This window comes from Phaeospirillum tilakii (genome assembly GCF_042683125.1).
GTDB classification, from domain to species: domain Bacteria; phylum Pseudomonadota; class Alphaproteobacteria; order Rhodospirillales; family Magnetospirillaceae; genus Phaeospirillum; species Phaeospirillum tilakii.
On the sequence record NZ_JBHUIY010000139.1, the window covers coordinates 1 to 502 of the forward strand.

Below are 502 nucleotides of genomic sequence, written 5' to 3' on the forward strand. Positions count from 1 at the left end.
TGCACGATCTTGAAGCCGTAGACCATGGCGGCGGTGCAGACCTGCACCGTGCCGCAGCCCATCGCGATGAACTCGGCCGCATCACGCCAGGTGCCGATGCCGCCGATGCCACTGATGGGCAGGCCCGCAGTGGCCGCGTCACGGGCGATCTCGGCCACCATGTTCAGCGCGATCGGCTTGACGGCCGGGCCGCAGTAGCCGCCGTGCGAGCCCCAGCCGTCGGTGACCGGGCTCATGGTCATGCGGTCCAGGTCCACGCCCATCACCGAGTTGATGGTGTTGATCAGGCTGACCGCATCGGCGCCGCCGGCCTTGGCCGCGCGGGCCGGGAATCGCACGTCGGTGATGTTGGGGGTGAGCTTCACGATGACGGGCAGCTTCGTGTGCTTCTTGCACCACGCGGTGACCCGTTGGATGTACTCCGGCACCTGGCCCACGGCCGAGCCCATGCCGCGTTCGCTCATGCCGTGCGGGCAGCCGAAGTTCAGCTCCACGCCGTCGG

The 502-nt window shown here is 68.7% G+C and carries 1 protein-coding gene; it reads right to left on the reverse strand.

All coding sequences use genetic code 11. The features are described from left to right. Positions 1-502, reverse strand: a 502-nt coding sequence (locus tag ACFSNB_RS18860; protein WP_377319370.1) for a tRNA-dihydrouridine synthase, incomplete at both ends; no start/stop codon positions are given.